17 protein-coding genes, 1 tRNA gene and 5 pseudogenes are annotated in these 20,459 nt (G+C 56.5%); 10 read left to right on the forward strand and 13 right to left on the reverse strand.

Annotation, left to right across the window (positions count from 1 at the left end; translation table 11 throughout):
• Positions 1-627, forward strand: coding sequence for a HEPN domain-containing protein (locus D8U71_RS07560; protein WP_277751619.1), 627 nt, complete (start codon positions 1-3; stop codon positions 625-627).
• Between the two features lie 71 nt (positions 628-698).
• Here D8U71_RS07560 and D8U71_RS07565 read toward each other — a convergent pair.
• A pseudogene (locus D8U71_RS07565) lies at positions 699-1,688 on the reverse strand (phage portal protein).
• Positions 1,689-1,699: 11 nt separating this feature from the next.
• Complete coding sequence (locus D8U71_RS28340; RefSeq protein WP_177434886.1) at positions 1,700-1,873, reverse strand: hypothetical protein; 174 nt, start codon at positions 1,871-1,873, stop codon at positions 1,700-1,702.
• On the opposite strand from D8U71_RS28340, the pseudogene D8U71_RS07570 reads away from it, so the two are divergent.
• Positions 1,848-2,285: pseudogene (locus D8U71_RS07570) on the forward strand (phage late control D family protein); the annotation flags it as partial. The gene D8U71_RS28340 and the pseudogene D8U71_RS07570 overlap by 26 nt on opposite strands.
• 35 nt (positions 2,286-2,320) lie before the next feature.
• Here the strand turns inward: D8U71_RS07570 and D8U71_RS07575 are convergent.
• The 3 genes from D8U71_RS07575 to D8U71_RS07585 all read right to left on the reverse strand — a co-directional run bounded on the left by D8U71_RS07575 (position 2,321) and on the right by D8U71_RS07585 (position 5,068).
• A complete protein-coding gene (locus tag D8U71_RS07575; protein WP_130887525.1) occupies positions 2,321-3,712 on the reverse strand; it encodes a P-loop NTPase fold protein in 1,392 nt (463 codons plus the stop codon).
• 408 nt (positions 3,713-4,120) lie between these two features.
• Positions 4,121-4,633, reverse strand: a complete 513-nt coding sequence (locus tag D8U71_RS07580; protein ID WP_130887526.1) for a zinc ribbon domain-containing protein — start codon at positions 4,631-4,633, stop codon at positions 4,121-4,123.
• 102 nt (positions 4,634-4,735) lie between these two features.
• On the reverse strand, positions 4,736-5,068 hold the full coding sequence (locus D8U71_RS07585; protein ID WP_130887527.1) for a helix-turn-helix domain-containing protein: 333 nt from the start codon (positions 5,066-5,068) through the stop codon (positions 4,736-4,738).
• 85 nt (positions 5,069-5,153) lie between these two features.
• On the opposite strand from D8U71_RS07585, the pseudogene D8U71_RS07590 reads away from it, so the two are divergent.
• The 4 genes and pseudogenes from D8U71_RS07590 to D8U71_RS07605 all read left to right on the forward strand — a co-directional run.
• Positions 5,154-5,365: pseudogene (locus D8U71_RS07590) on the forward strand (DNA-binding protein).
• A gap of 29 nt (positions 5,366-5,394) precedes the next feature.
• The gene (locus D8U71_RS07595) at positions 5,395-5,868 is read left to right on the forward strand and encodes a YmfL family putative regulatory protein (protein ID WP_130887528.1); all 474 of its coding nucleotides are present in this window, start codon (positions 5,395-5,397) and stop codon (positions 5,866-5,868) included.
• Positions 5,865-5,987 (forward strand): annotated as a pseudogene (locus D8U71_RS07600) (ogr/Delta-like zinc finger family protein); the annotation flags it as partial. The gene D8U71_RS07595 and the pseudogene D8U71_RS07600, both read left to right, overlap by 4 nt.
• A gap of 1 nt (position 5,988) precedes the next feature.
• A pseudogene (locus D8U71_RS07605) lies at positions 5,989-6,846 on the forward strand (site-specific integrase); the annotation flags it as partial.
• A 37-nt stretch (positions 6,847-6,883) separates the two neighbouring features.
• Here the strand turns inward: D8U71_RS07605 and D8U71_RS07610 are convergent.
• Both D8U71_RS07610 and D8U71_RS07615 read right to left on the reverse strand, forming a co-directional pair.
• Entirely contained in the window at positions 6,884-7,696 is an 813-nt protein-coding gene (locus tag D8U71_RS07610) for a hypothetical protein (RefSeq protein WP_130887529.1), read from the reverse strand.
• A gap of 229 nt (positions 7,697-7,925) precedes the next feature.
• A tRNA-Ser gene (locus D8U71_RS07615) sits at positions 7,926-8,015 on the reverse strand.
• A gap of 296 nt (positions 8,016-8,311) precedes the next feature.
• On the opposite strand from D8U71_RS07615, the gene D8U71_RS07620 reads away from it, so the two are divergent.
• The 3 genes from D8U71_RS07620 (at position 8,312) to D8U71_RS07630 (ending at position 11,049) form a co-directional block, all read left to right on the forward strand.
• On the forward strand, positions 8,312-9,001 hold the full coding sequence (locus tag D8U71_RS07620) for a crotonase/enoyl-CoA hydratase family protein (protein ID WP_076566844.1): 690 nt from the start codon (positions 8,312-8,314) through the stop codon (positions 8,999-9,001).
• A gap of 221 nt (positions 9,002-9,222) precedes the next feature.
• Positions 9,223-9,945, forward strand: coding sequence for a 1-acylglycerol-3-phosphate O-acyltransferase (locus D8U71_RS07625; RefSeq protein WP_024012238.1), 723 nt, complete (start codon positions 9,223-9,225; stop codon positions 9,943-9,945).
• 132 nt (positions 9,946-10,077) lie between these two features.
• A complete protein-coding gene (locus D8U71_RS07630; RefSeq protein ID WP_016773794.1) occupies positions 10,078-11,049 on the forward strand; it encodes a magnesium and cobalt transport protein CorA in 972 nt (323 codons plus the stop codon).
• A gap of 69 nt (positions 11,050-11,118) precedes the next feature.
• Here D8U71_RS07630 and D8U71_RS07635 read toward each other — a convergent pair whose 3' ends face one another.
• The 3 genes from D8U71_RS07635 to D8U71_RS07645 all read right to left on the reverse strand — a co-directional run bounded on the left by D8U71_RS07635 (position 11,119) and on the right by D8U71_RS07645 (position 15,314).
• Entirely contained in the window at positions 11,119-11,847 is a 729-nt protein-coding gene (locus tag D8U71_RS07635; RefSeq protein ID WP_130887530.1) for an amidotransferase, read from the reverse strand.
• Between the two features lie 92 nt (positions 11,848-11,939).
• A complete protein-coding gene (locus D8U71_RS07640) occupies positions 11,940-14,084 on the reverse strand; it encodes a 3-hydroxyacyl-CoA dehydrogenase NAD-binding domain-containing protein (protein ID WP_130887531.1) in 2,145 nt (714 codons plus the stop codon).
• A 24-nt stretch (positions 14,085-14,108) separates the two neighbouring features.
• Positions 14,109-15,314: an acetyl-CoA C-acetyltransferase gene (locus tag D8U71_RS07645; RefSeq protein ID WP_130887532.1), complete on the reverse strand. Its 1,206-nt coding sequence runs from the start codon at positions 15,312-15,314 to the stop codon at positions 14,109-14,111.
• 577 nt (positions 15,315-15,891) lie between these two features.
• Here D8U71_RS07645 and D8U71_RS07650 point away from each other — a divergent pair.
• Positions 15,892-16,713, forward strand: a complete 822-nt coding sequence (locus D8U71_RS07650; protein WP_130887537.1) for a cytochrome c — start codon at positions 15,892-15,894, stop codon at positions 16,711-16,713.
• A gap of 120 nt (positions 16,714-16,833) precedes the next feature.
• On the opposite strand, the gene D8U71_RS07655 is transcribed toward D8U71_RS07650, so the two are convergent.
• Genes D8U71_RS07655 through D8U71_RS07665 form a run of 3 tightly spaced genes read right to left on the reverse strand, consistent with a single transcriptional unit; the run spans position 16,834 to position 20,006 of the window.
• Entirely contained in the window at positions 16,834-17,637 is an 804-nt protein-coding gene (locus D8U71_RS07655; protein ID WP_016773789.1) for a transglutaminase family protein, read from the reverse strand.
• Positions 17,634-18,584, reverse strand: coding sequence for an alpha-E domain-containing protein (locus D8U71_RS07660; RefSeq protein ID WP_130887533.1), 951 nt, complete (start codon positions 18,582-18,584; stop codon positions 17,634-17,636). The genes D8U71_RS07655 and D8U71_RS07660 overlap by 4 nt, the downstream gene beginning before the upstream one ends.
• A gap of 12 nt (positions 18,585-18,596) precedes the next feature.
• Positions 18,597-20,006, reverse strand: a complete 1,410-nt coding sequence (locus D8U71_RS07665) for a circularly permuted type 2 ATP-grasp protein (RefSeq protein ID WP_016773787.1) — start codon at positions 20,004-20,006, stop codon at positions 18,597-18,599.
• Positions 20,007-20,459: the final 453 nt, after the last annotated feature.

Raw genomic sequence — 20,459 nt, forward strand, 5'->3', positions numbered from 1 at the left:
ATGACTCCAATATCTCACTTCGAATCGATCTGGGAAAGATGCGAAGAGCTATCGGCTATGCACGCATTTCTCGCGGGAAAGTTAACTGCCGCACTCAAGCCAGATGAAATTCTTCGAGCAGAATGGGTTTCTCGCGTCAGCGCCTTAGATCTCTACATCCACGAAATTGTGGCTCAGAGGATGCTAGAAATCTTCGATGGCCTGCGCCCACCGTCTTCAGGATATCTGCGTTTTCAAATTGCGAACGACACGCTTAGTCGAATACGTTCTGCCCCGACACCTATTGATGCGAGTCAAGCATTTGACTTAGACATTCGGGGGCGACTGGGTTTCTGCACTTACCAAGACCCCGAAAAAATTGCGGACGGGATTAGGCTCGTTTCGAACATTGAGTTATGGAATGAAATTGCGTTACACCAAGGAGCAACAGCAGCCAATAAGCAGACCCAAGCAAAATCGTTAAAGCGTGCTCTCTCGATTATTGTGGAGCGGCGCAATAAAATTGCACATGAGGGTGACTTGCAACCGAACCTCCCGAGGACGCCATGGCCAATCAACACTGCGGATCTGATTCAAGTAAAAAACACAATCAGAAACTTAGTTACATCAGTTGAAGCAATCCTTTAGGAAACTGCCTGCATGCTTATGGAGCATGCAGGCACAGTTACAAATCATCATTGATTTTGTATCAAATAAAATTAGGCGCTAAAATCAAGCACCTTTTCCCCTAGCCAGTCGTTAAGTTGTAGCATGCGGGTTTGGATAGGTTCCAACTCATTTGCAATCCATATTTTGGTTGCCTCCTTAATAGACCCGAAGCCCCCTGCGTTCTGCGGCACGAGTCCCATCAACTGCGGCGGAATACGCAGGCTTGCCAATACGTCATCCCGCGTCTGGTTCTTGATCGAGTTGAATTCATCTTTCGCCGCCACCTCGCTCACCGGGATTAGCTAAATCCCGTCCTTCTTACCGGTCGGCGAGTAAACAAACAAATTCCTGAAATTCCCCGGCCCTTTCGATTCCTTCAGTGCTTTGCGCAACGCATCAATATCCGCCTCCGTCTGAGCCGCATCCGTCATGTACAAAATGACCCGAGCATGACTGCCATTCTCGTAATACTTCCGCCGGAACAAAGTCGCCGATTCATTCAGTAACGCCGACTGCCAAGCACTCATCCACTCCGGCAACCCATAGACCTCCTGGTGCAGATCCGCCTCACGCAGATGAAAAATGCTGCCCAGATCAAACGCATGCACATCCTTCCACCCCCGCACCTGATAAAACTGCCCATCCGGCCCGGCGCGCATGTACTTGGCCAACGGCGTTTCCAGCTTCCGAACCCCACCCAACCGTGATCGCCTCCCTTCAAGGTACCCATTACCCAAGCACAGGAAGTCCAACGCAAACTGCTCAAACGAAGCCCGCGACAGCAGCGGATGCGGGATAAACGTCTTGCTCAACAGATTGCGCTTGAACATCAACCCGAATGCAAATGCACACTCGCCCCCACCGACCGGGCCAACCCATCCAGCGACAACGGCGGCTCATACCAGCGCCCCGTTGAACCAACACTCCAGATAGTCGAAAACCTCACGACCACCCAGCACCGGCGTCGGCTCGCCGAATGAAAATACCTGTGTCCCGGCGCCGTTGGAGGGTGTAGTCGCGGGTAACGTCTGGTTAGCCATTTGTTCAGTCATCAGTAAATCTCCATGCGCCCGGTGTTGGCAGTGGTCTGCCCCTCAAGCGGTTCGTGGTGCAATGCGTGAAGGAGCGCCCAGGCCAGATCGGCGTGGCCGGTGTTGTCGTTGCGGCCGGCGGTGTCGGTGTACTGACCGACTGTCTGCCTGCGCGCCGCGCGGGCGGAGTTCAACCGCCTACAACGTGGCAGCGCGACGCTCAGCTAAACTCTGGCCATGGGCAGGCCGGATCTGATACCGGAGCTGACCTACACGCTGGAAGGCGTGAAACCTGAGATCGACGAAATCATTCGGTACGGCGGGAATGTGCAGCACACTCTCAGCGCAGATAACGGTTACACCGTCAGCCTTGAGCTGGAGAGCAAGTTACCGGAGGACACTGTTGAGGATCTGGCGGAGGAGAACAAGGGAGACTACACAGGGATTATCGCGTATTACCGCGACCACAAAATCGGCAAAGAAAAGACAGTGACCGCAGGGGATCAGAGTAAACCGCGCCGACTTCGGTGGTTGTACGCTACAGAAAAATCGGCGAAGCCCGCAGTGAATCGCGAATGGGAAAAAGTGAAATATAGCGGCGTTTAAATAGGTAAAGCCCAGTAGATCACTGGGCTAGTGATTCAGCTCAATCGGTGAGCTAGATCCACAATGCGCTTATAAGAATGCAGGTGCGACATATCATTACACACGGAATAATAAACATTGGATTTCCACCCATCTGTTCTATTAGACATTTCACGTAACTTCTGCTCATCAGCATTGAGTAGGCTCATATAATAGGAGGCCATATTGAAAACCGTTTCGAGCGAAGTCGTAAAGGAAAAACTGACGGTTTTAGCTTTATCATCATTAAAGGATTGAAGGGCACCCTGCGCCTTGTCTTTGTCAAACAGCAAGCCATAGCTCTCATGCTTTGAATTCTTGTAAAACACTAAAAATGCCAACCAGAAAAAATTGACTTTACCACCAATTGAATCCGCAGCACTCTTAATTTGCTTTATGTAGTTAACCAGCTCACGCAACTCAACATCGAAATATTTACACAACGCAACTATCAAGATACCGTTCTCACTGAAACCTTTAATATCACAAACAACTGTGTGCCGCTGGGGATACTTATACTCTCTGCTTTGACCCCAATGCCTATCAGGCATTTCACCTGTTACATTTATCCCCAATCCAACCGAGTTAATAGATGGCAGCTTATTATGAACAATCATGAATATATTTTGATTATCAAGATTAAACTCCGCATCAAAAAAACGATTCAAGTAACGTTCAGATGCAAATCCTTGGCCGTACACAGCTCGAATTGAGTGAGCCAGCTGAGTTGAATCAGACGCAATGATGAAGCGACAATCCTCCAACTCAAAAAAGTGTTTTATACGTTCAAGCAACTCAATTGCATAGGTAGGCCTACAGCGATCGAGTTCATCTATAAAAATAAATGCGGGAGCCTGTTTTCCTTGATTTTCTGCTGCACTTTTTAAACGACTAATGACCTCGGCCTTAAACTCCTCTACGTTCCCTTTCGTTTCCGCTTGTTCTTCTATAAGGGTCTTTATTACGTCGTCTGCAGCATCACCTGCGCCGTTTCCTATTAGCTCATCGAGCTCAACACCGCTAAATTTCTTCACCAGCCCTTTTAGAATCAACGGCCCCGCCTTTTTTATCAACGTCGAACTGACATTAATAACACCCTTGCCTAACTTCGTTGACTCTATAGACAAAGGATCAACCACCTGCTGCTCAATACAAGATATCAGTGCAACCAACGGTTCCGTTGTATAGTCAGAATCCCAAGCGTTAAAAGTAACGCAAACATGATCTTGTGAGAGGGCTTGGGCCCACCGTTCAAGAAAGAACGACTTCCCCGCCCCCCACGGGGAGTTCACATTCAGCACCTTGATATGGTCATTAGCCAACAGATAATTCGTCAAAAATTCGGAGCTTGGCTTTCGATCCATAAGATCGTCTGCCCAGAAGTCCACCACGCTTTTTTGGTCAATCATTTTTATTTTCCATTTATAAAATAGCTCTCTAAAAGTAGCCCTAGCTGATATGCCAAGGCTACTTTTGCACAGGCCCTTACTTCGATGACTGCACAAACGCCTCCATGATCCTCAACACATCCTGCCGCTGCTGGTCATCCAGCTTCGCGAGAAGCTGCAAAAAAGAGGTGCTCCAAAGGGGTAAGGTTGTCCATCCTGCGTACTCCATTTCCTTGTGAAGGGCGCGGTGGTTTCAACCACCGGCATCGCCCGGGAGTCACCCACTCTCAGCACGTTTTTCTGTGCCACCAGCCTCTTCATGAAAAATCAGAGACCGATTTGAATGAGATCGCCGCACAGACGACCACCCTTGCCGATCACACCACTTCGGAAATGTAAGTACTGTTTACCCTTTCAAAGACGGGCCTTTCAGAGTTGCCCAGGTTCGGCACGGACGGCCAGTACCTGATTGCCCTGCGGGTTGAAGTCGCATTCGTAAATATGCTTTTGGTAGGCGCCAAAGCCGTTTTGAAATTCGATTTTGTCGCCGATGAACGTGAGCGTCCCCTTCTCCTTGTCCAGCCAGCGGAAGTGGCTCATTTTTGGCTCAAAGGTGCCATCGGTCCAACGCGCGGAGTACTTCCCTAGGCGCACTATAGGGTCCTCGCAATAGACACCGGCGGCGACGGTGTATTTGTCGCCCATGCACTGAAGGTCCTTGCGGCACGCGACCTCATCGACCTTCGCTGTTTTTTCTTCGGCTTTGTCTTTGCTGCCGCCCGAGCACATCGAAAAGCCCACTGCAACGATGATGCCGAGAATGACTAGGCCACCAAGGGTCTGTGCTGTGGTGACGCCAGGGTTTGCTACGCCGCAGTTTGGGCAGGTTTTTGCAGAGGTATCTACTTGATGCTTGCAAGACTTGCAGGGCTTCAACGCCATTTGTAATGCTCCTTTCAATGTCCATGAAAAAGCCGGTCTTCGTGGCCGGCGTGTTGCTTCCACTCAAATGAACTGTACTTGATCGGGTGAGTTGCGCGCCCTTCACACTTCGATGTTTGCTGCCTTCGCAAAGGCTGCTGCCATACGGAATAACACGTCGCGATCCGTTTCGCTGACCTGTTGATAAACCTCCAGAAACTTTGCGACGTCACCACTGATGCTGTCAGCCGGACGGGGCTTTCGCTCGCCAGTTACCACGTAAAGCAGATCCACTCCCAATGGGGTGGCATGGGCCAAATAGGCGGTATCGGGGTTTCGTTCGCCCTTTTCGTAAGCAAGCTGGGTGTTTTTTGTCACCCCACATTTTTCTGCCATCAACGTTTGGTTAAGACCGATCCGCTGCCGTTCTTCTTTAAGGCGATCGCCTATAGTCATAAAAATTGTACCCTGGGCGTTTACACTCCCAATTTACAGGGACAATATCATCGCATCATTACGCGAAATCACACGAATTTGAACTATGCACGCCGCCTATGCACCCGAGCAAGCCTGCCAGGCCGTAGAACGCGGCTGGAACGCAAAGGCATGTCAGTATAGGACTTTGCCCTTCAGAACGATCTGCACCCTTCAACCGTGTACGCGGTGTTGAACGGACAGAAGAAGTGCCTGCGGGGCGAAGCCCACCGCGCCGCAGTACTTCTTGGTATCAAAGACCGCGTCATTGAAAACTAAGCCTGTTGGCTCAGGGAGGAAACCAGAAGATGAAACGCCCAGTTCTAGCCAACAGGAAAGACGTTGTCAGTGCGGTGATTGGCGCCTATCAGGGAGGCCGCATTTACGCCGCTGCTGACTTGGGAATGCCACTCAAAAAGTTCGACAACCAAGCTTACGAAAATGCCGGAAGCCGACCGCTGAGTGACGACCACATTCATCGCCTCGAACAGGTAGCAGGCACGACCTTCCTGCCGGATTACATCGCTGCCAAATACGGCGGCATGTTCGTTCCGCTGACTGCGCCGGCGGATCTGGACAACGTTGAGTTGTACAATCGATCAGTCAAAGCCGCCGCCAAGCGCGGGATGGTTGATCAGATCATTGCCAAAGCACTCGACGACGGTGTCATTGAGTCTTGCGAAGCGCAAGCCATCATCAACGCTCTGATGCACTACATGTCTGCCCGCTACGCCGAAGTGCTGGCCACTATTCAACTGCACGGTCGGGGGTTCGCCGGGTGAGTACTTACAAGCTCGTCTGCCCGCACTGCCTCGGCCACATGCGCATCCGCGCCAGCGAAGGCACACACATTTTCCTGCGCGTGGCCTACCTGCAATGCACCAACGAGGCCTGCGGCTTTCCGGCCGCGCTGGGGTGACATCCAGATCGATGAGATTGACCACCTGGACCTGCAAGAATGGATTCAGGGGCCACTGTCGAAGCGGCTGAAGAACAAAACCATCCGCGACATCATCAGTAATGTGCGCCAGGTGTTCAGGCTCTACCGCACACGCAAGAAGGTCGCGCACGACCCGACTGAGGGGTTATTCGTGCGCCTACCCGATCCAGAGGCGCCGGACCCGTTCACCAAGGCGGAAATCAAGCAGATCCTCGAAACATCCACCAACCGCACTCAGGAACTGCTGATGGTGCAGTTTATGATTTGGGCAGGCCCACGGGTGTCGGAGACCATCGCGCTGACGTGGGAGGACGTCGATCTGAAACAGGGGACGGTGACTTTCCGCAGGTCAAAGGTGCGGGGAGCCTATCGCGTGACGAAGACCCGACGCTCCACACGCAAGGTGCGTTTGCTGGAACCGGCGTGGGATGCCCTTCGCAAGTTGGACGCGATCAACCAGCTTAAAACCGTGGACACGGTCGAAGTCGTCGAGCGTGACAACAAGACAGTTCGCAAGCACAAGCTGCACTTCGTATTCCTCAACACAAAGAGCGGCCTGCCGCACGTCAGCGACTTTGTCGTGAGGGACAGGTTCTTCAAAGCGCACTTGAAAGCGGCCGGCGTTAGATATCGCGGTCCTGGACAGTGCCGCCACACGTATGCCAGCCAGTTGTTGACTACCGGCGTGGCATCGGTTGACTGGATTGCGGAGCAGATGGGCCACACTAGCGCGAATATGATCCGACAGCATTACGGCATGTGGATCAATGAGGATGGACCAGATGTTATCGGAATGCTTGAACTTGCCTTGAATCTGTAGGTGTTTCAAAGGGGCCAAATTGGCCCCAACTGGTAGCTCAGAAGATTGTTTTTATAACCTTGTCGACTCCAGTAATAAGTTCGTCCACTTCCTCAACCGTTGGTTCGGTCGGGTTTTTATGGCCGCATTTATTACGAATGTCACCAAGGAACTGGATGTGCCGAGACTGCGATAGTTCGATGACACCAGCTGCTTTTAGCACGTCATTGAGCACTGCAATCGTTCCAGACTTTTTTGGCAAATTATGGTTGTCACATACTTGCTTCAGATGACCTTCCAGCACGACTCCGGCGACAGCGCCCGCAGCACGAGCGAATTTGTTTTTAAGCAGCTCTCTAGCAACGTCAAGCTCAGAGTCAAAGAGATCAGCCTGTACCAATTGCTTGATGTCAAAGAGTGAACTCTCAAAACGCTTTTCTATCGATTCAAGGATAGCAATCTGCTGCTGCAGCAATGGAATGGCGGCAGACATATCAACGACCACTTCCCCGCCATACCGAGTCGACGAAAGGGATTGGCACGCGTCCTCTATTCGATAAGTCTCGACATCAAATGTTTTTCGCGTTTTGGGTCGTTCATAAAATTTTACGAAATCCGCATATCTGTCGGGAAGTAGCTGCTTCACAACGACGAGAGCTTCCGAATACCAGTGGTGATAGCAGATCCGGAAGGGCTTGAGCTTTTTGTCGTAACTTTCGATTTTCTCCTCGGTCCATCCCGCTCTTTCCAAACTGGCTCGCCATTCGTTCGTACCAGCTGCATCACGGCGAAGCGCTTGTAGAACTGCCCGTCCTTCCTGAAGTAACGCCTTCAGATCCTTCCGGTACTTTTCTAAATTGGATTCTGTCATAGCTCCCTCACATGTAGATGACCAGATTGATCATCGGTCAGAAGAGGGAGAGTAATAGCATTTTAGTACCGCCAATAGTTGAACCCACGGCTTTCAATACCCTAATTGATAGTCGCCGGACCGGGCCGCCCGTTCCCACGGATGTTCCCATATGGGCCGTTTTTGCCCCCCAGAAAACACAAAACCCCTGAAAACTTTAATGTTTTCAGGGGTTTTGTCGTTTCAAATTTGGCGGTGAAGGAGAGATTCGAACTCTCGATACAGTTTCCTGTATACACACTTTCCAGGCGTGCTCCTTAAGCCACTCGGACACTTCACCGTATCTCTGCAGACATGTTCTGTCTGTCGAGGCGCGCTAATGTAGTCGAAAGCTTTTCCGATGGCAAACTTTTTTTCAGAATTTTCATGCGCTTAAGAGAGCACGCTTCATTCTGCCAAAGCGGACGATGGCAAACCGGCCAATCTCGGGTGAGCCGTGCGCTTCCTTTATAGCAGGCAACACGGGCGCGACGCTGGCCGAAGCGCAAAACGGTGACTGGCAGGTCAGTCACGGCGCTTTACCTGGCCTGCGGCGGTGGGTAACGTCTGCCCATCTTTCTAATAAGGAATAGCGTCATGAGCGAGTTGATTGCCTACCACCTCGAAGACGGTATCGCGACCCTGACCCTGAACAATGGCAAGGTCAACGCGATTTCTCCGGATGTAATTGCGGCGTTTAACGCGGCGCTGGATCAGGCGGTGGCGGATCGCGCCGTGGTGATCATCACCGGGCAGCCGGGGATCCTCTCGGGCGGGTATGACCTGAAGGTAATGACCGCCGGCCCGAAAGAAGCCGTTGCGCTGGTGACGGCCGGTTCGACCCTGGCCCGCCGCCTGCTCTCTCACCCGTTCCCGGTGATCGTTGCTTGCCCGGGACACGCTGTGGCCAAGGGTGCTTTCCTGCTGTTGTCCGCCGATTACCGCATCGGTGTCGACGGCCCGTTCAGCATCGGCCTGAACGAAGTGCAGATCGGCATGACCATGCACCACGCTGGTATCGAGCTGGCGCGCGATCGCTTGCGGCGTTCGGCTTTCCATCGCTCGGTGATCAATGGCGAGATGTTCGATCCGCAAAGTGCCGTTGATGCAGGCTTCCTCGACAAAGTCGTCACTGCCGAAGAATTGCAAGGCGCCGCCCTGGCTGCCGCGCGGCAGTTGAAGAAGATCAACATGCTCGCGCACAAGAACACCAAGCTGAAAGTGCGCAAGCAACTGCTGGAAACTCTTGACGACGCCATCCTGCAGGATCAGCAACATCTGGGCTGACTCGTCCAGGATCTGCCGGTAAGTGAATAGCCCGACCCTCGTGTCGGGCTTTTTCTTACGTCACACGTCGAAGATTCGCGGAAAGCTCTAGGACGCGCCTGACAGGCAAGACTGAAACATGCGCTTAAACATCGGCCATCTCCGGACTCTATAGCGGCAATTGCCGAAAACAGTGCACATCCGTACACTGCGCCACCTTTTGTCCCGGTGGGCCTGCAAAAATGCTGTTTGTGTTTCGTATGTTGTTGATGGGCCTGCACTTTATTCTGGCCGGCGTGCTCGGCGTGATCCTTGGACTGTGCCGCCCGTTCAACCCGGACAACAGCCGACTCTGCGCCCGCCTCTACGCTTTGCCGGCGATGTGTATCTTGCGTTTGCGGGTCAGGTCCGAGGTCAACGGCTTGATGAACAAGCCCGACAGTTGCGTGATCATCGCCAACCATCAGTCCAACTACGATCTGTTCGTCTTCGGCAATGTCGTCCCCCGCCGTACCGTGTGTATCGGCAAGAAAAGCCTGAAGTGGGTGCCGTTGTTCGGCCAGTTGTTCTGGCTGGCCGGCAATGTGTTGATCGACCGTGGCAATGCGCACAAGGCGCGGCAGTCGATGCTGACGACCACCCACACCTTGCAGAATGAAGACACCTCGATCTGGGTGTTTCCGGAAGGCACCCGCAACCTCGGTGAAGATTTGTTGCCGTTCAAGAAAGGCGCGTTCCAGATGGCGATTGCCGCCGGCGTGCCGATCGTTCCGGTGTGCGTGAGCAGCTATATAAAGCACATGCGCCTGAATCGCTGGCGCAGTGGCAACGTTCTCATACGTTCCTTGCCGGCGATTCCTACAGTCGGATTGACCATGGACGACATGCCCATGCTGATCGAGCGATGCCGCGAGCAGATGCGCGAGTGCATCGAATCGATGGATCGGCAACTGCAAGCCGCGTGAAACAAGACCCGCCCTGTGCGGGTTTTCTTTTGCCGGGTGAACTGTAGAAGTTTCACTGACTCTCAAGCAGCGACACGGCTAAGCTGAAGCCTAGTTTCCCTGCCATCTGCCAAGAAGAAGTGAATCACCACCATGGGTCGAGTTGTTGCTGCTGCGGTGTACAGCGAGGGTAAGAAAGTCACCAATATTGCGCTGGACGAAGGTGCTGCCTGGGCGGCCAAACCCGGCCACTTCGTGTGGATCGGCCTGGAAGAACCGGACGCACAGGAATTATCCAACCTGCAACGTCAGTTCAACTTGCATGAACTGGCCATCGAAGACGCGCTGGAAAAACACAGCCGACCGAAACTGGAAACCTTTGGTGACGCTCTGTTTATCGTCACCTACTCACCGGTTCGCGAAAACGGCGTCTTGCAATTTATCGAAACGCATATCTTCGCCGGCAGGGGTTACATCATCACTGCACGAAACGGCCATTCCGCGTCGTACGCCTATGTGCGGCAACGCTGTGAAGCGCGCCCTTTGTTGCTCGAGCACGGGGAGGATTTCGTCCTGTATGCGCTGCTCGATTTCGTCATCGAGAACTATCAGCCGGTGGGCGAAGCGATCCACGCCGAGATCGATGAGTTGGAGCGCAACGTGCTGTGCAGCGCCCTCAACGAGCGAGACATCCAGAAGCTGCACGGTTTGCGCCGTGACGTGGTGCGCTTGCGTCGATATGCGGCGCCGATGGTGGAAATCGGCGAAGAGCTGCAAAAGCTCAGTTTCCCGTTCATCGACAAGAACATGCGCCCGTACTTTCGCGATGTGCAGATTCACGTAACGCGGCAGATGGAAGACCTCAGTACGCTGGCGGACATTGCCAGCCAGACCATCGAGATCGGCGTGTTGCTCGAGGCATCCCGGCAGAGCGTGGTGCAGCGCAAGTTTGCGGCGTGGGCGGCGATTCTGGCGTTCCCGACAGCGGTGGCGGGAATTTACGGGATGAATTTCCAGAACATGCCGGAATTGACCTGGCATTACGGTTATTTTGCGGTGCTGGGGTTTATTGCGGTGGGGTGTGTGAGTTTGTGGGCGAGTTTCAAGCGGTCGGGGTGGCTGTAGCCGGGACCGCGTTGCCCCGGATATTCGCGAGCAGGCTCGCTCCCACAGGGATTGTGGGAGCAGGCCCTTTTAGCGTTGAGCCGTTTCTGGTTTGTGCGCCACGAAGCGCATCATCCACTCTGCAACGGTAGCGCCATGATGCTCCTGCTCAAGACTTGCCACACCCTTGCTGTAGATCTGCGAACCCAGCGCTTCCTGGCGCAGATCGAGCAGCGCGCGCGAATAATCGTGAATGAATTCCGGGTGGCCCTGGAAGCACAGCACTTGATCGTTGATGTGATAAGCCGCGAACGGGCAGAAATCGCTGGAGGCGATGACTGTCGCGTTTTCCGGTAGTTCGGTGACCTGGTCCTGGTGGCTGATCAGCAGTGTCAGCTCTTCGCGCACCGGGCTCATCCACGGCGCCTTGGCTGCCAGCTGGTAGCTGTGAGTGCCGACGCCCCAGCCTTGGGACGCACGCTCACTCTTGCCACCAAGCAATAGCGCCAGCAATTGATGGCCGAAGCACACGCCGAGCAATTTGTCGCCGCGTTCGTAGCGATTCAGAAGATAGGTCTTGAGGGTCTGGATCCACGGATCCGTGCCGAACGAATCGGCCTTGCTGCCAGTGACCAGGTACGCATCGAAAGTCTCATCGTCACTTGGATACTCACCCTTCACCACGTTATAGACAGTGAACTCAGCGGCGATCGGTTGTTGCGAGAACAGGCGCTGGAACATCTGCCCATAGCCCTGATATTGGTCAATCAATTCGGGCCGCAGGATGTCGGTTTCGAGAATGCAGATGCGCAGCGACATAAAAAATACCTGACACGTGATGGGAATAATGAACACTCCAGAGCCTGCCTTGAAACACGTGGCCAAGGCAAGCCCCGAAATGCTCGCTGGCCTTAGAACATTTCACCTTTCGCCGCTTTGTCCAGCAGCAGCGCTGGCGGGATAAAGCGCTCGCCGTACTGCTCGGCCAGATACTGCGCGCGGGCGATGAAGTCCTTCAGGCCATACTGGTTGATGAACTGCAGCGCCCCGCCGGTCCACGCGGCGAAACCGATGCCGAAGATCGAGCCGACGTTGGCATCCGCCGTCGAGGTCAGCACGCCCTCCTCCACACAGCGCACGGTTTCGATGGCCTGCACAAACAACAGCCGATCACGCACATCCTTCGCAGAGATCTGTCCGTCGGCCTTCTCGAAGCGCGTTTTCAGCTCCGGCCATAAATGCTTCTGGGCACCGGCTGGATACTCATAAAAACCGCCTTCGGCGGCTTTGCCCGGTCGCTTGAATTCATTGAGCATCAAGTCAATCACGGCAAAGGCCGGGTGCTCAATCAGCGGTTTCCCTTCAGCTTGTAGGTCCTTGGCCGTCTGTTGACGGATATGGCTCATCAGGCTGAGGGAAACTTCGTCGGAGATTGCCAGAGGCCCGACCGGCATCCCGGCCTTGCGCGCTTCGGTCTCGATCATCGGCGCACTGACGCCCTCGCCAAGCATGGCAATGCCCTCGTTGGTGAACGTGCCGAACACCCGCGAGGTAAAGAAGCCGCGACTGTCGTTGACCACGATCGGGGTTTTCTTGATTTGCAGCACGAAATCGAAACCGCGAGCGAGAGTTTCGGCGCTGGTCTGCGCACCTTTGATGATTTCCACCAGCGGCATTTTTTCTACCGGACTGAAGAAATGCAGGCCGATGAATTTGCTTTGATCGGCCACCGCCGTCGCCAGACCGGTGATCGGCAGGGTCGACGTATTGGAAGCAATGACCGCTTCGTCGCCCACGACCTGTTGCGCGGCGGCGGACACCCTGGCTTTGAGTTGGCGATCCTCGAACACCGCTTCGATGATCAGATCGCAACCGGCCAGATCGGCATCGCTTTCGCTCGCAACGATTCGCGCCAGCACCGCTTCGCGCTGTTCGGGAGTCATTTGGCCACGGGCAACTTTCTTGTCCAGCAGCGCTGCGGAATGCGCTTTGCCCTTCTCGGCAGCGGCAAGGTTGATGTCCTTGAGGACGACGTCGATACCGGCCGAGGCGCTGACGAACGCGATGCCTGCGCCCATCATTCCGGCGCCGAGCACACCGACTTTGCGGGTTTTATAGGGCGCAAAACCTTGCGGTCTTGAACCGCCGGCGTTGATCTCGTTCAACTGGAACCAGAACGTACCGATCAGGTTTTTCGAGATTTGCCCGGTCGTCAGCTCGGTGAAGTAGCGGGTTTCGATCAGGTGCGCGGTGTCGAAATCGACCTGAGCGCCCTCCACCGCCGCGCATAGAATCTTCTCCGGCGCCGGCAGGGTGCCTTGAGTTTTCGCGCGCAGGATCGACGGCGCAATCGCCAGCATTTGCGCCACTTTCGGGTTCGATGGCGTGCCGCCAGGAATCTGGTAGCCCTTGACGTCCCAACGCTGCACTGGCGCCGGATTGGCGAGAATCCAGGCGCGCGCCTTGGCCAGCAGCTCATCGCGATCCGCTGCCAATTCATCAATCAGCCCGGCCTGCAACGCCTGTTGCGGGCGCACTTTTTTGCCTTCAAGCAAGTACGGCAGGGCTTTTTCGATGCCGAGCATGCGCACCATGCGCACCACCCCGCCGCCGCCCGGCAAAAGACCCAAGGTCACTTCCGGTAGACCGAGTTGCACCGAGGCGTCCTCAACACCAATGCGGTGGTGACAGGCCAGACAGATCTCCCAGCCGCCGCCCAGCGCAGCACCGTTGATCGCCGCGACCACCGGTTTGCCGAGGGTTTCCAGGCTGCGCAATTGCGCCTTGAGGGTCAGCACCATGTCGTAGAAAGCTTTGGCTTCGGGTTTGCCGACCTTGATCAGCTCATTGAGATCGCCGCCGGCGAAAAAGGTCTTCTTCGCGGAGGTGATGATTACTCCGGCAATGCTGTCTTTCTCTCCCAGCAAGCGGGCAACGCAAGCGGCCATGGCCTCGCGGTACACGGCGTTCATGGTGTTGGCGCTCTGGCCCGGCATGTCCATGGTCAGCACGACGATACCGTCCTGGCCTTTTTCGTAACGAATGGCTTCGCTCATAACAGGGTTCCTTGAAGTCGGGGCTCAGAGGCGTTCGATGATGGTGGCAATGCCCATGCCGCCGCCGACACACAGCGTCGCCAGGCCGTAGCGCAGATGCCGCGCTTCCAGTTCATCAAGCAGGGTGCCGAGGATCGCGCAACCCGTGGCGCCCAGCGGGTGGCCCATGGCGATCGAGCCGCCGTTGACGTTGACCTTGCCGGGATCGACGGCCATGTCCTTGATGAATTTCAACACCACCGAAGCAAACGCTTCGTTGACCTCGAACAGATCGATGTCCTGCACGCGCAGTCCGGCCTTGGCCAGCGCTTTGCGAGTCGCCGGCGCCGGGCCGGTGAGCATGATGGTCGGATCTGTGCTGGTGACGGCCGTGGCGACGATACGCGCGCGTGGCTGCAGCCCCAGCGCGCGGCCCTTGGCTTCGGAGCCGATGAGCATCAGCGCCGCACCGTCGACAATTCCGGAACTGTTGCCCGGCGTGTGCACATGGTTGATCCGCTCGACATGGCTGTAGACCCGCAACGCCGTGGCGTCAAAGCCCAGCTGCCCGATCATTTCGAAACTTGGCTTGAGCTTGCCCAGACCTTCGAGGGTCGATTCGGCGCGGATAAATTCATCGTGATCAAGCAGGATGATGCCGTTCTGATCCTGCACTGGCACCAGCGACTTGTTGAAGGAGCCGTCGGCCCGCGCTCGTGCGGCTTTTTGCTGCGAGTGCAGCGCGTAGGCATCGACGTCCTGCCGACTGAAGCCTTCGAGGGTGGCGATCAGATCGGCGCCGACCCCTTGCGGGGTGAAATGGCTGTGCAGGTTGGTCTGCGGGTCCAGCGCCCAGGCGCCGCCATCGCTGCCCATTGGCACCCGCGACATCGACTCGACGCCGCCAACCACCACCAGATCCTCGAAGCCCGAGCGCACTTTCATCGCGCCAAGATTCACCGCTTCCAGACCCGAAGCGCAGAAACGATTGATCTGCACACCGGCGACGCTGACGTCCCAGTCGGCCACTTGCACCGCCGTCTTGGCGATGTCCGAGCCTTGATCGCCGATCGGCGTGACGCAGCCGAGGACGACATCATCGACCTGACTGGTGTCCAGCGCGGTGCGCGCCTGCAAGGCGCTCAGCAAACCGGCCACCAGGTTGACCGGCTTCACGCTGTGCAGCGCGCCATCGGCCTTGCCTTTGCCACGCGGGGTGCGCAACGCATCGAAAATCAAAGCTTCAGTCATGACGTCCTCGAACCTGATTTATTGTCACTTCACTTTCGCCCTGCGCCGACTGGCAAGCAATGACCACATTGCTCAAAGCGCTTGACGCACACGCTCAGACGGACGGTCATCCGTCATCAGGTGAACCGGTTCAGGTCGCCGAGTTGTCTAGCCAGCGGGCGGCAAAGAAGCTGGCAATACGCCTCATGCCGTTTTAAAAGCTTTTGCCAAGAACTCCATATGAAATGGATCTAAGCGAAGGCAGACGCGGGCTCTAAGGTGAAGATGTACGCCATCGTCGTCGGGTTTTGCCGAGACGGGCGTCCTTTAACAGGAAGTGCAACGCGTGCCGTCAGGGATATGCAGTCAGGCATGCATCAGGAAATAACAATAAAGGCGGTCAAGCCATGTTCAAACAACCGAAAGTACGTCAAGCAGGACTCATTCTTTTCGCCACGACGCTGTTGTTGATCTTGCCGAATCTGACCAAGGTCATCGGCTGATTCAAACGTCGCGTGCTGTATATCGCCACTGAAAATGTGACTGGCCCGCTACCCGGGCCAGCGTGGTTGTGCCAACCTTTGCGCACTCCCACGACATGGACGGCGATCATTTGAAAACGCTCACTGCGCTCGGTGCCTTGCTGCTGAGCTTGCCCTTGTCCGCCGCACAGCTGGATCTGCAGTTGGGCGCAAACAGCCGCACCTGGCAGACCGAAGAGCTGCTCAAGCATCCTCAGCTGCAAACTCTCACGATCAACAATGATGTTTCCTACAAGAAGGACATGACCTATCAGGCCGTGCCGCTGGCCGCATTGCTGACGGGAGTGAAGCCGGAGGATCACTTGCAGGCGGTGGCGCTGGATGGCTTTGCCGCAGAGTTGGCCGCCGCGCCCTTGCTGAACAAGGACGGCGCACGCGCATGGCTGGCAATCGAGGACCCGGCGCGGCCGTGGCCACCGCTGTCTGCCGGCAAGCACAGCGCCGGGCCGTTCTATCTGGTCTGGACCGATCCGCAGGCCGGTAATATCAGCCCCGAACAGTGGCCGTTCGAAGTCGCCAGCATCAAGTTGATGGCGCCGGTGGCCCAACGCTTCCCTGCCCTGCTGCCCGATCCTGCCTTGAAGGCCGATGATCCGGTGAACAAGGGTTTTGCCCTGTTTCAGAAAAACTGCCTGGCCTGCCACCGGTTGAATGGTGCCGGAGACGCGCAGTTCGGTCCGGATTTGAATATTCCGTATAGCCCGACCGAGTATTTTGGGGCGGATTTCTTGAAGCGCTACATCCGCGATCCGCAGAGTTTGCGTCAGTGGCCGCAGGCGAAGATGCCCGGGTTTTCCGCGCAGGTGTTGCCGGATGGAGACCTGGAAATGCTGGTGGGCTATCTCAAGCACATGGCCGGCCGCAAAGCCAAGCCTTGATGCAGTCTCCCTTGTGGGAGCGAGCCTGCTCGCGAAGGCGGAGTGTCAGTCGCTGGTTGGCTGGCTGATGAACCGCTTTCGCGAGCAGGCTCGCTCCCACAGGGCTTTGCGTGCGTCGAGCTATTGTTGCTGCACGGAAATAACCGGCGTCGGCGAGACGAATACCTTGGCGTGCATCTGCTCGCAGCCGCCGCCCCGGCGCATGCCGCGGACCGGGCAGGCATCGAGATAATCCAGGCCCACCGCCAGCTTCAAGTGTCGCTCCGGGCGCGCCAGTTGGTTGGTCACGTCGAAGCTGTACCAGGCGTCATCCAGCCACGCTTCTGCCCAGGCATGACTGGCCAGATGCTCGCAATCTTCGCTGTACAGATAACCCGACACGTAACGCGACGGCACGCCGAGGCTGCGCGCGCAGGCCAGAAACGCATGGGTATGATCCTGACAAACCCCGGCGCGACCGGCGAAAGCTTCGGCGGCGCTGGTGTCGACTTCGGTTGAGCCCGGCGTGTAGGTCATGTGCTGATTCAAACCATGCATCAAGTCGATCAGCGCGGTGCGATCACGCCGTTGCTTGCAGTTCTTCGCGGCAAATTCGCGCAAGGCTTCATCGGCTTCGGTCAGGCGCGTGAAGCGCAGGAACGGCAGCGCCGACTGGCTCTCATGTTCGGCCTCGCGCAATTCGTCAATATCGACCTGACCACGGGCGCCGATGATGATCGCTTCGTGCGGCTCGTCCATGGTCAGCACATGCAGGATGTTGCCGAACGGATCGAGCTGCGCACGCACCGGACGCGGCAGGTCCAGTTGCCAACTGAGGACATGCTGGCGCTCGCTGTCGTGGGGCGTAAGGCGCAGGTACTGGATGCTCGCGCGCACCTGATCTTCGTAGTGATAGGTGGTCTCGTGGCTTATGGAAAGTCTCATGCAGCCTCCAGGTAGGAACTGTGAATGGCGTTGCCCAACTGGCGCACCAGCGGGATGAATTCGGTCAGCCAGGCGTGCAGGCCTTCTTCGAGGATTTCGTTGATGCCGGTGTAGCGCAGGCGCGCGTCCATTTCCGCCGCCAGGCGTTGTGCCGGGCGGCCATTGGCGCCTGGCAGTTGCGCGAGGATCTGGTCGATCTCTTCGGTACAGGCACGCAGCGAACGCGGCACATCGGCGCGCAACAGCAGCAGTTCGGCGACATGCCGGGCGCCGGGCGCGTCGCGGTAGATTTCGGTGTAGGCCTCGAATGAGGACAAGGCGCGCAGCAGCGCACTCCAATGGTAATAGGCGTGCGCCGTGCCGTCGCTGACTGCTTCGGCCTGATCGCCGGCCATCTCGTAACGGGCATCGAGCAGGCGCAGCGTGTTGTCCGCGCGCTCGATAAACGTGCCCAGACGAATGAAGCGAAACGCGTCGTTGCGCATGATCGTGCCGTAAGAGGCGCCGCGAAACAGGTGCGAACGCTCCTTGATCCATTCGCAGAAACGGCTCATGCCGTAGCGGCTCAGGCCCTGTTCGGCGATGCCGCGAATCTCCAGCCAGGTCGCATTGATGTTTTCCCACATGTCGGCAGTGATACGCCCGCGCACGGCATGGGCACTGGCTCGCGCTGCGCCAAGGCAGCTGTAGATACTGGCCGGGTTGGCCGCATCCAGTGCGAAGAAATGCAGCAAGCGTTCAGCGTGCAGGTCACCGTGGCGTTCAAGGTAATCGTCCAGGGTGCCGGTGATCAGCAACGGCATGGCGAGTTCGTGCAGACCGTCGCCGCGCCCATCCTGCGGCATCAGCGACAGCGAATAACTGATGTCGAGCATGCGCGCGAGATTCTCCGCACGCTCCAGGTAACGCGACATCCAGTACAGATCCGAGGCAGTTCTACTTAACATGGCAAGCTTCCTTCAATCCTCGACTACCCAGGTGTCCTTGGTGCCGCCGCCCTGGGAGGAATTCACCACCAGGGAGCCTTCACGCAACGCAACACGGGTCAAACCGCCGGGCACGACCCGGGTTTCGCGACCGGACAACACAAACGGACGCAAATCGATATGGCGCGGTGCAATGCCGTTTTCGACAAAGGTCGGACAGGTCGACAGCGACAGCGTCGGCTGCGCGATGTAGGCATGGGGTTTGGCTTTGATGCGCTCACGAAAGGCATCGATTTCCGCTGTCGTCGCGGCTGGCCCAACGAGCATGCCGTAACCGCCGGAGCCTTGGGTCTCCTTGACCACCAGTTCCGGAAGATTGGCCAGCACATGGGACAGCTCGGACGGGTTGCGGCACTGCCAGGTCGGCACGTTTTTCAGAATCGGCTCTTCGTCGAGGTAGAAACGGATCATGTCGGTGACAAACGGATACACCGATTTATCGTCCGCCACTCCGGTGCCGATGGCGTTGGCCAGCACCACATTGCCGGAACGATAGGACGACAGCAGCCCCGGCACGCCGAGCATTGAGTCCGGGTTGAACGCCAGCGGGTCGAGGAATGCGTCGTCGAGCCGGCGGTAGATCACGTCGACCGCTTTCGGGCCGTCAGTGGTGCGCATGAAGACTTTGTCGTCACGCACGAACAGATCCGCACCTTCCACCAGTTCCACGCCCATTTCCCGGGCAAGAAACGCGTGTTCGAAGAACGCGCTGTTGAAGCGTCCCGGCGTCAACACCACCACGCTCGGGTTGTCGATCGGGCTTGAGCTTTTCAGAGTGTCGAGCAGCAGATTGGGGTAATGATCGATCGGGGCGATGCGCTGGGCGGAGAACAGTTCGGGGAACAGACGCATCATCATCTTGCGGTCTTCGAGCATGTAGCTGACGCCGCTGGGGGTGCGCAGGTTGTCTTCGAGGACGTAATAAGTGCCATCGCCGTCGCGCACCAGATCGACGCCGGAGATGTGCGAATAGATATCGCGGTGCAGATCCAGACCTTGCATCGCCAATTGGTATTGCTCGTTGGCCAGCACCTGTTCGGCGGGAATGATCCCGGCCTTGATGATGCGCTGCTCGTGGTAGAGGTCGGCGAGAAACATGTTCAACGCTTTGACCCGCTGGATGCAGCCGCGCTCGACAATCCGCCATTCACTGGCCGGAATGCTGCGGGGAATGGTGTCGAACGGAATCAGGCGCTCGGTGCCCTGCTCGTCGCCATAGAGCGTGAAGGTGATCCCGGCACGGTGGAACAGCAGATCGGCCTCGCGGCGGCGCTGCGCGAGCAGCTCGTCGGGCGTCTCGGCCAGCCAGCGGGCAAATTCCCGGTAATGCGGGCGGACCAGGCCGCCGGCATCGTACATCTCGTCAAAATAGGTGCGGATCATGCCGTACTCCTTGTCACTCCGGACATACAGGCCTTCGCAAGGCCCGTGCCATCGGCATAAACGCTTTGATTTCAATCGGTTGTAGATACACGCCGAAGGCTGCGCACCATTCCTGTGCGGCAAATGCCCCGGCCCGATTGCCCCCGCTTCATTGCGACGCACTGCATCGCCTATCACCAGCATAGTCAGAGTTGATTTCACTGCCCGGCCACGACTGCGGATAATCCGCGCATTCGCTGCAAAACTTCCCCGGCACGCCGCCGCGAAGTAGACAGCTCAACCGATCTGAACTGCCTTGGCAGCCCCGTCCCGACAGGACTTTATTGCATACCCGTCTTCCCTTTTAGCCACCCTCTCCGGTGGCTTTTTTTTGCCCGGGATTCTTGTTTCAGGGTTTTGCCACTGCGATGTGCAGAAGCCAGAAACGACAACGGCCGACCCGAAGGTCAGCCG

Origin of the sequence: Pseudomonas sp. Sample_21 (genome assembly GCF_004307525.1) — a bacterium.
In the GTDB taxonomy this organism is placed as follows: domain Bacteria; phylum Pseudomonadota; class Gammaproteobacteria; order Pseudomonadales; family Pseudomonadaceae; genus Aquipseudomonas; species Aquipseudomonas atacamensis.

Excerpts from the sequence above, each read along its gene's own strand:
- D8U71_RS07665 (WP_016773787.1), bottom strand. The coding sequence starts at position 20,006 with ATGATCCGCACCTATTTTGACGAGATGTACGATGCCGGCGGCCTGGTC.
- D8U71_RS07660 (WP_130887533.1), bottom strand. The coding sequence starts at position 18,584 with ATGTTAAGTAGAACTGCCTCGGATCTGTACTGGATGTCGCGTTACCTG.
- D8U71_RS07640 (WP_130887531.1), bottom strand. The coding sequence starts at position 14,084 with ATGAGCGAAGCCATTCGTTACGAAAAAGGCCAGGACGGTATCGTCGTG.
- D8U71_RS07650 (WP_130887537.1), top strand. The coding sequence starts at position 15,892 with ATGGACGGCGATCATTTGAAAACGCTCACTGCGCTCGGTGCCTTGCTG.
- D8U71_RS07575 (WP_130887525.1), bottom strand. The coding sequence starts at position 3,712 with ATGATTGACCAAAAAAGCGTGGTGGACTTCTGGGCAGACGATCTTATG.
- D8U71_RS07625 (WP_024012238.1), top strand. The coding sequence starts at position 9,223 with ATGCTGTTTGTGTTTCGTATGTTGTTGATGGGCCTGCACTTTATTCTG.
- D8U71_RS07580 (WP_130887526.1), bottom strand. The coding sequence starts at position 4,633 with ATGGCGTTGAAGCCCTGCAAGTCTTGCAAGCATCAAGTAGATACCTCT.
- D8U71_RS07655 (WP_016773789.1), bottom strand. The coding sequence starts at position 17,637 with ATGAGACTTTCCATAAGCCACGAGACCACCTATCACTACGAAGATCAG.
- D8U71_RS07635 (WP_130887530.1), bottom strand. The coding sequence starts at position 11,847 with ATGTCGCTGCGCATCTGCATTCTCGAAACCGACATCCTGCGGCCCGAA.
- D8U71_RS07585 (WP_130887527.1), bottom strand. The coding sequence starts at position 5,068 with ATGACTATAGGCGATCGCCTTAAAGAAGAACGGCAGCGGATCGGTCTT.
- D8U71_RS07560 (WP_277751619.1), top strand. The coding sequence starts at position 1 with ATGACTCCAATATCTCACTTCGAATCGATCTGGGAAAGATGCGAAGAG.
- D8U71_RS07610 (WP_130887529.1), bottom strand. The coding sequence starts at position 7,696 with ATGACAGAATCCAATTTAGAAAAGTACCGGAAGGATCTGAAGGCGTTA.
- D8U71_RS07595 (WP_130887528.1), top strand. The coding sequence starts at position 5,395 with ATGAAACGCCCAGTTCTAGCCAACAGGAAAGACGTTGTCAGTGCGGTG.
- D8U71_RS07645 (WP_130887532.1), bottom strand. The coding sequence starts at position 15,314 with ATGACTGAAGCTTTGATTTTCGATGCGTTGCGCACCCCGCGTGGCAAA.
- D8U71_RS07630 (WP_016773794.1), top strand. The coding sequence starts at position 10,078 with ATGGGTCGAGTTGTTGCTGCTGCGGTGTACAGCGAGGGTAAGAAAGTC.
- D8U71_RS07620 (WP_076566844.1), top strand. The coding sequence starts at position 8,312 with ATGAGCGAGTTGATTGCCTACCACCTCGAAGACGGTATCGCGACCCTG.